Raw genomic sequence first — 9,174 nt, 5'->3', positions numbered from 1 at the left:
TGAAGCCGATGTACTCAATGACGCTGATTGACTTGCTGAAGTAGATGCTGATGCTGAAGCCGATGTACTCAATGACGCTGATTGGCTTGCTGATACGCTTGCTGACTCTTGCGCTGATGTGCTCAACGATGCTGACTCAGATGCCGATACTGACGCTGATTCTGATGCTGATTGGCTTGCTGATTCTTGCGCCGACGTGCTCAACGACGATGACTCAGATGCTGATACCGATGCTGATTCCTGTACTGATTCAGACAATGATGTAGAAGCTTGTTCTGATACAGACTGTGAGTTAGATACAACTTCTGATAATGATTGTGAAGCTGATTCTGATGCTGAATTTGAACCTGAATCTGATTGAGATTCGTCTTTCAACTTATAGATATAAGTAACATTCTTCTCACCTGAAGCCACTTTACCAGTCGTATCATCATCACCTGTCCAGTGACCTTGGCTGTCAACTTGACCTACTGGGTAATTACCAGCTTCTACAAGTTCGTAAGTTTTACCTTCAAATTTAATTTCTTTAGGACGATTATCTACTACAGTATCATAATCCTTATCAAGTGGTTGATCTTGCTCATCAATAACAGATCCCATGATCGTATTTCCGTTAATATCTTTATAATGAACAAAGACACTTCCAACTTCTTCATAAACGTAAGTAATGGTTGATTTTGGTTTGTCAACTTTACCAGTAATAGGGTCTGAAGACTTCAAATGACCGTTTTCATCAACATCTCCTACTGGGTAATCACCTTTAGGTACAATCTTATATGTCTTACCATCAGTGGTCTTGATGATATTTGGTTTTTCACCTTTTTCAGTTGTATCATATGGTGTATCATATGGAGATTTAGGTGTATCTTGACGAGATTTTTGGATTTCGTTACCTTTCGTATCTACATAAGTGATAACAACTTCACCTTCTTTTGGTGTTTCTTTCACTTTATAGATATACGTTACATTTTTATCTTCTTTAGCAACTGAACCTTTAACATCATCTGAAGTTGTAAGGTGACCATCTGAGTCGACTTGACCAACAGTATATGTACCTGCTGGTACCAACTCATAAGTTTTACCGTTGTACTCAATTGTATCTGGACGGTTATCTACTACTGTGTCATATGCTTTGTTGATAGGTTGTTTATCTTCATCTGTTACTGAAGCTTTAATAGTTGTTCCTTCAGTATCTTTATAGTGAACGTAAACACTTCCTTTTTCATCTGACTTAACAAAGTAATAGTTCACATCAGTTGAAGGTTTAACCGCTGATGTAATTGAGTAGTTATTAGAGAATGATGAATAACCCTTCAAAGTAGAGTATACTTTACCATTTGGTGCTGTTGGGTCATTCGCAACAGATCCTTCTGCTTGGATTTCTGGAACTTTACCAGCAATGACATTGTAACTGTTATTACCAGCTCCGGCAGGTGTCAATGATGTGCTTGGAGCACCTTTGAATGGACGTGGATAAGTATGTAGAGTTCCGTCCATTTGTTTATAAGTATCTGTCTCAGTAGCAGACTGCCAACCAGTGATAATGAGTGATTTACTTCCAGCTGTTTCGTTGACTTCAATATAGTAGTCACCATTTTTGCTGTTTACTTTTGTAACTTTTGTCTCATCAGCTTTCCACTCTTCAGCAGCTTTGTTAACTTTACTTGTATAGATGAGTGTGTACTTCGATACATCTTCAGTACCAATATCTGATGTCGCAAAGTTGTTAACCTGAGATGGATCAAGAGCGTAGAATTTCGTTACAGTTGAGCCATCAGTATCAACGATTTCAGAGATACGTTTTACGTAGTAGTGGTTTGCTCCACCTTGAAGTTCGACCAGTTTTTGACCGACAACACCCTTACCAAGGATACCAGATGTTTTTTGAGTTGCGTCTGTTGTTGCTGGAACTTGTTTGTACCCCTCAATATTACGATTTCCTGAAGCTGTGAATTGTTGCCCTGCAAGACCGGTTTGAGTATAGCTTGCAAGAACTGTTTCATTTCCAGTTGGTTTGTATGTTTGACCTTCTGTGTACTTGCTACTGTCAACGACTTTATAGTAAGTTGTTTGATCAGCTTTCGCATAAGGAACAGAAGTTTGAACGTTTTGTTTGTCTTCACCTTGGTTACCTGGGTAGTTGGTATCACGGATTTGAAGTGTTTCATACTCAAGGTTCGCATTTACCAATGAGAAGGTTACGTTACCTGGATTAGTTCCGTTAGCAGGTGCGTATGTCAAAGTGTTGGTTACATCAGAGTTGTTGTTGGTGATGTAGCTTGGAAGTGAGATATTGCTTTCTCCAGCATGAATAGTACGAGTGTAAGCTTCTGTACCATCAGACTTCTTAACGATACGCAAGTAAACATCTGGGTTAGCTGAAAGGCTACCTGTGATTGCTGAACGGTCCACTGAAAGTGTAGCGTAGTAATCAAAGTTTGTTTTAGCACCAGTAGCGTGGTTTGTTTTAAGGAATTGCCATACACCGAAAGTGAAACGATCTGTGTTTGGATCCAAAGCATAACCAGCTTCATTGAAGGCTGCATCTTCAATCGTTGCACCATTTGCATTTGAGATAACCGGCTTAGTAGCTACACTACCAGAAGTAGATGTTGAGATTGGTGCCAACTGAGCTGAAATTGCTGGAGCACCGTTTACTGTTGTGTTTCCAGTAAATCCTGCTGCAGTCAAGGTTGCCATCATGTCATCTACTGACTTGCTCAAACGTTCGCGTTGGTCTGCGTATGATTGAGCTGAAGCATTGGCATTGATCAAGCTGTTGCTTGCTGTCAATTCTGTTTGAACTTTAGCGATGGCAGCTTCAAGTGCTGCTTTCTTTTCTGGAGCTGAAACAGTTGCTGAGTAGTCTCCTGCAATCTTGTTCAACAATGCTGCTTCTGAAGTGTTTTGTTCCAAAACAACTTTATCTTCAGCTTTCGCTACTGTTGTAGTGCTTTCTACACTTGCTTCAGAGCCAGCTGCTACAGTTGATTCGCTTGAAGCTGCTGAAAGTTCTGCTGAACCTTGTTCGCTCAATGAAGCTGAGTGAGATACAGATACGCTTGTAGAGGTTGAAGCACTTGCAGATGCAGAAGCGCTAGCTGATTCTGTTGTTGACTCAGTTGTTGATTCAGACTGAGATTCAGTTGTTGAAGTTGTACCAAGTACTGTACTTCCTTGTTCTACAAGAGCCTCACTTGAAAGCTCAGATGCAGTCGCAACATCTGATCCTGTCTCATCTGCTTTTGCAGTGTTCGCTACTGTAGCTGCACCAAGAACAGCACCAGCTGCTACGATCCCTTTGAGCAAGCCACGGCTTGTCATTTCTTTCACTGATACTGCGTCTTCACGCACTTCAGCTACAACAGTCTCTTCGACTTGACCACGAATGACTTTCAAAAGACCAAAGTTAGAAGTCGCAGCACGCAACCAGTTTTTACCTGATTTGATCAATTTGAAACGAGTCACACGATCCGTTTCACGGAATTCACCGTTCGAACGTTTAAAAAACATTTCTGTCTCCTTATTACATTTTTTATTTCCCTTACATTATAGACTAATCTGTCGATTTTTGGAAGCAATTATCCTTAATTATTGCTATTTTTTTATAATTTTTGTTTTAGATAGTAATAAAATCGTTTTCAGTAGGATCAATTTGTTAAACCGGGGCATTTTTTTGAAAAACCTATAATACTTTGACTTTAGAGGTAAAACAAAAAGCCCCATTTAATTGAGACTTTTCTGATAATTATCTGATTTTTTCCAACATGCTTTCAATGTGTTGGATGGATTTTTCGCGTCCAAGTAAGTAGATGGTATCTGGCAATTCAGGACCATGCATTTCACCTGAAACGGCGATACGGATTGGCATGAAGAGATTTTTCCCTTTGATCCCAGTTTCTTTTTGAACTGCTTTGATTTGTGGGAAGATATTTTCTGCCACAAACTCATCGTCTGACATGGCCTCAAGTTTTGCCTTAAAGGCTTCAAGTACAGTTGGCACGGTTTCACCAGCCATGACTTCTTTCTCTGCTTCTGTCAATTCTGGGAAGTCTGAGAAGAAGAGGTCTGTCAATGGTACGATTTCATCCACTGACTTCATTTGTGGTTTATAGAGTTCAACCAATTTTTCAGCCTTGTCTGTCAAACGACCTGCTTCTTCAAGGAACGGTTTGGCCATTTCAAAGATAGTCGCAAGATCCGCATTCTTGATGTACTCATTGCTCATCCAGTCCATTTTCTTTTGGTCGAAAGCTGCTGGAGACTTGCTGAGACGGTTTTCATCAAAGAGCTGGATAAGTTCGTCGCGAGAGAAGATTTCGTCTTCCCCACCAGGGTTCCAACCAAGCAAAGCGATAAAGTTAAAGACTGCTTCTGGAAGGTAGCCCTTCTTACGGTAATCTTCGATAAATTGAAGGGTGTTGGTGTCACGTTTAGACAACTTCTTACCAGTTTCAGAGTTGATGATCAAGGTCATGTGACCGAACTCAGGTGCTTCCCAACCAAGAGCTTCATAGACCATGAGTTGTTTTGGGGTATTGGCAATGTGGTCATCTCCACGAATGACGTGAGAGATTTGCATGTCGTGGTCATCGATGACAACGGCAAAGTTGTAAGTTGGGTAACCATCTTTCTTTTGGATAACCCAGTCCCCACCGATATTGCCACCTTCAAATTCGATATCACCTTTGACCATATCATGCCATTTGTAGATACCTGACTCATTCACTGCCAAACGAACCGTTGGAATCACACCTGCTGCTTCACGTTCTGCGATGTAAGCTGCTTTTTCTTCTTCGCTCATGCCAAGGTATTCGTTGATGTAGCGAGGTGTTTCCCCAGCTGCTTCTTGGCGTTCACGTTCCGCTGCCAACTCTTCTTCAGTGACGTAAGATTTGTAGGCTTTTCCTTCAGCCAAGAGTTGGTCGATGTATTTTTGATAGAGTTCCAAACGTTCAGACTGGCGGTAGTTTTCATGCGTCTCAGGACTTTCATCCCAGTCCATGCCCAACCAACGAAGGTTTTCAAGCTGGGAACGTTCTCCGTCTTCAACGTGACGTTTGCGGTCTGTATCCTCGATACGGATGATAAAGGTTCCACCATGGTGACGCGCATACAAGTAGTTAAACAATGCTGTACGAGCATTTCCGATGTGTAGTAGCCCTGTTGGACTTGGTGCATAACGCACACGAATATCTTTTGCCATTTTTCTCTCCTCTTATCTTGTTCGCTATTTCTAGCTCATTTTTCAATCGTTCCTATTATACCACAAAGAAAGCAGGACTGAAATGAATAAGTGACCTTTCTAGCCTTTCTTCCTATATATATGAAAAAGCCAGAACAAATGCTCTGACTGATATCCAATCTATTTGTATCTTAGCTTAACCGTTCTTCTAATTCAAAGTCGATTGGTAGGGTTTGTAAAAAGTGCTCCAACTCACGTTCCCAGTAGAACCATTCGTGCTTGCCTGGACTGTGGGTATAGGTGACATCCAAACCTAACTTTTCTAGTTCCTTGACTTCAAAATTATTGGCCTCATAAAGGAAATCCTGCTCCCCACACCAGATCCAGAGTTTGGTCTTCTTATCTGAAAACTTCTTGGCAGCAGTCTCTAGCGAATAGGGACTGGTCGTCCAATCCTCAATCTCTCCAAAGATCCCCTTCCAAAAAGCTGGTTGTTCCAAGTCATTGTTTTCAAAATCTCGATCGTGGAAACTTAGGGCACCGGAAAAACTAGCCGCACGAGAGAAACGATTGGTCTTGAGAGCCAAGAGCATCGATCCATAGCCACCCATGGATAGACCAGCAATAAAGGTCTTCTCCCGTTTCTTGGTCATATTAGGGAAGAAGCGAGAAAGAGTCTCTGGCAATTCCTCCGCAATGGCTGTGTAGTAGTTGTAACCATACTGGGTATCTGTGTAAAAACCATTATTGGTATTAGGTAGGACCACGATCAGATTGGTATTTCGCAAAATGCGCTCCACATTGGTTCGCTTCAACCAAGAGTGGTGGTTGCCATTCATCCCGTGTAAGAGATAAAGGACTGGAATATCCGTATCCGCTGGATCTTCCACGCGCGATGCATCAGGATAAAGGACGGACACGCCCCACTCCATCTTCAAGGCTTCTGAATAATACTCAATCTGCATAACTGCCATTTGATTTCCTCTTTCTACTGTTAAAAACACTCGGCAAGCCTCGGGCCGCCAAGCGTTTCCATTTCTTCTATTATTTCACTTCCATCACGACTGGTAGGATGGCTGGACGGCGTTTGGTTTGTTCAAATAAGAACTTAGACAAGTTGTCGCGTACCAAACCTTTTAACTCACCCCAGTCAAAGCTGTCTTGCGCCAAATAGTCTTCAACGCTTTGGTTGACCAATTCGCAACTTTCACGAAGAATATCCCGACTCTTCTTGACATAGACAAAACCACGGGTGTGCACGCGCGCTTTGGAAATAATTTTCTTCTCTTTGCGATTCACCGTGAGCGCCACGATAAAGATCCCGTCTTCTGACAAGACCTTACGGTCACGAAGGACAATATTGCCCACATCACCAATGGCATTCCCATCGATCATGACATCTCCAGCTGAGACGCTACCGGCAGGGACGAAGTCCCCCTTTTCGTACTCCATCACAGTGCCGCGTTTTGGAATAAAGATATTCTCAGGCAAGATACCGACTTCCATCGCTACCCGCGCATGGGCATCCAATTCGCGGTATTCCCCTTGGATCGGGAAGAGATATTTAGGACGAAGAAGGTTGATCATCAACTGCAAGTCCCGTGCGTTTCCGTGACCAGACACGCGCAAGCTTGACGTGATCAATTTGACAATGCCACCTGCTTGGTAGATCATGTTTTCCACACGAGCCACCACAGCTTCTTTAGCAATAGATGGCGTTGTGACGACGTAGACCAAGTCCCCATCTTTGATTTCCACATAACGGTGACGGCCAATCGACATCTTGCGCAAACCGTTGATCGGCTCACCCATCCGGCCTGTTTCCAAAATGATCAATTCATGATCCTCAAAACGGCTCATTTCTTTTGGCTTGATCAAGAGTTTTTCATTGGCAAGAGACAATTTGTTCAAGCGAATAGCTGTCCGGACGATGTTTTCCACATCAAACCCTGTCAAGACCACTCGACGGCCAGTCTCAGCCGCAGCATCAAAGACCTGCTGGATCCGAGAAAGGTTGCTGGCTACCGCCGCTACGATGACACGACCATCCCAGTCTGCGATCGTATCTAAGATAGCATCGCCTACTTCTTGCTCACTGGCAACTTGAACCTTGCTATCCGCATTAGCCGAATCACTCAAGAGGGCAAGGACACCTTCGCGTCCAATCTCAGCTAGACGAGCAAAGTCTGTCGCGTAGGACTCGCTGGCAGTTTGGTCAAATTTAAAGTCTCCCGTGTAGACGATATTGCCCTCAGGAGTGCCAATCACAATCCCGATACTTTCAGGGATGGAGTGGGTTGTTTGAAAGAAAGAGACGACGGCATCACCAAAATCAATCTCAGAATTCTGATCGATGACATGGAAGTCGTTGAATTTCTTCACACTGTCATTGCTTTTGACAAAGAGTTTAGCCAACTCAATGGTCAACTCGGTTCCGAATACAGGGACTTTCGCTTCCGCCAAAAGATATGGCAAGGCCCCAATGGCATCCGCATGACCATGGGTCAAGAAAACACCCGCAATGCGGTCCTTGTTTTCAAATAGATAATCCATGTTGGGGATAACGACATCCACCCCAAGTTGCTCATTTTCTGGATACTTCAAACCTGCATCCAAGACAAAAATCGAATCGTTCACTTCGGCAACGTAGAGATTTTTCCCATTTTCTCGAACACCGCCAAGAGTGACTAATTTAATACTACTCACTGTTGTCTCCTTTAGTGTGATTATTTTAATACTTACGGTCCTTGGTCGCCCAAGTCGAATTACAGCTTTGCAAATACTTGCATATCCACTCTATTATACAATTTTTTTCTCTTTTTTTCAAAAAGCTTTCCACAGCAAAAAAGTCCTCTCATCTGAAGTAGATGAGAGGGCTTCTAGGCGCCTATTTTTAGGGGGAAAAGACCCTAAAGATGGTAATCTCCCCGTTTATTTTCAATGATCCGCATGGCTGCCTTAATCACATGAAACTTGCCTAACAATTCCTCTAGGCGCCTACTATTTCGCTCGCTCAATTGGCCGTTCTTGACCGCTTGGGACAGGCGATAAAAATCATCCAAGTCCTCCCCAATGTTTTCAAACAGCTCTTTGGCTTCCTTGAGTCGGTAGCGATTGACTAGGTGGTTCACATCTTTTTTGAAGGAAGCGACATTGTTTTCGTGAATGTCCGTATAGGCTTCCTCTTCTTCCTTAGATTCTTGGTAATTAACCGCCTTAAAGCAAGTGATGAACTCCCGACTTTTGATATTGCAGACAAAGATGACACCATCACTGGCTACATAGGCTTCTGTATTAGCTGGTTGAACCACATTACTATCATAAGGAGAGAGGGAGGGGAGGTGTTGGTTGATCCACCTGTTCAGGTGCTGATCATCTACGCCAAAGCGCTCAAAAGCTCTTTGACGAAAATGGTCACGGCAACTATATTCTTGCGCATACGACAATCCCATACTCTCACCTCCTCCTGGGTATTTTATAAAAAATGGCCTCCAGTCTTACGGGACTAGAGGCCTGGTCTGCTTCGCTGACTTGGTGCAATTAACCTATTGGCTAACAAAACAATGTTTATGATGTTGATTTCATTTAATAGTATTTGTGTAAAATACCAGAGGTTTTCTTTGCTATCCCAAATCTAAATTTATGAGCTTTCGACTGGACGCATTGAAGTTTGAAAACCTTTATAAAAAGCTTCTACCTACTATTTCCACGTTTTCTTATGTCTCCGGACAAACTAAGCAGGCTTGCCCGACCGTCCAACCGATCCGACACACACGACATAACTGCTCTTTTACGATAAGAGCATGAACAACTATCAGCAAAACAGGCCTAAAACGAAGTAACCTAAATTTTAACTCGATAAGGCATTGGTATCAATCCCTTCTTCATCTTTCTAACTATATTATACTCAGCTACCTAAGTAATTGCAAGCGATTTCAGCTGAAACTAGTTCCAATTTTTATGCGGTTTTATTGATGATTTAAGAAAAA

At 42.6% G+C, this 9,174-nt stretch carries 5 protein-coding genes; all 5 read right to left on the bottom strand.

Features of this window, described 5'->3' with window-relative positions:
- A partial coding sequence (locus O3646_RS10620) for an accessory Sec-dependent serine-rich glycoprotein adhesin (RefSeq protein ID WP_371610857.1) occupies positions 1-3,513 on the bottom strand: 3,513 nt, incomplete at its 3' end.
- 235 nt (positions 3,514-3,748) lie between these two features.
- On the bottom strand, positions 3,749-5,206 hold the full coding sequence (gene gltX, locus O3646_RS10615; protein ID WP_195623594.1) for a glutamate--tRNA ligase: 1,458 nt from the start codon (positions 5,204-5,206) through the stop codon (positions 3,749-3,751).
- Positions 5,207-5,376: 170 nt separating this feature from the next.
- Positions 5,377-6,159, bottom strand: coding sequence for an alpha/beta hydrolase family protein (locus O3646_RS10610; protein ID WP_195623595.1), 783 nt, complete (start codon positions 6,157-6,159; stop codon positions 5,377-5,379).
- 70 nt (positions 6,160-6,229) lie between these two features.
- On the bottom strand, positions 6,230-7,891 hold the full coding sequence (locus tag O3646_RS10605) for a ribonuclease J (protein ID WP_371610856.1): 1,662 nt from the start codon (positions 7,889-7,891) through the stop codon (positions 6,230-6,232).
- A 203-nt stretch (positions 7,892-8,094) separates the two neighbouring features.
- A complete protein-coding gene (locus tag O3646_RS10600; protein WP_371610855.1) occupies positions 8,095-8,637 on the bottom strand; it encodes a hypothetical protein in 543 nt (180 codons plus the stop codon).
- Positions 8,638-9,174: the final 537 nt, after the last annotated feature.

Source organism: Streptococcus sp. 27098_8_148, assembly GCF_041432105.1.
Lineage (GTDB): Bacteria > Bacillota > Bacilli > Lactobacillales > Streptococcaceae > Streptococcus > Streptococcus parasanguinis_AE.
Note: the sequence above shows the minus strand (reverse complement) of the source record. Positions and strands in the feature narration are given on the sequence as shown.

Coding starts and splice junctions, on each gene's coding strand:
- gltX (WP_195623594.1), bottom strand. CDS start 5,206: ATGGCAAAAGATATTCGTGTGCGTTATGCACCAAGTCCAACAGGGCTA.
- O3646_RS10610 (WP_195623595.1), bottom strand. CDS start 6,159: ATGGCAGTTATGCAGATTGAGTATTATTCAGAAGCCTTGAAGATGGAG.
- O3646_RS10600 (WP_371610855.1), bottom strand. CDS start 8,637: ATGGGATTGTCGTATGCGCAAGAATATAGTTGCCGTGACCATTTTCGT.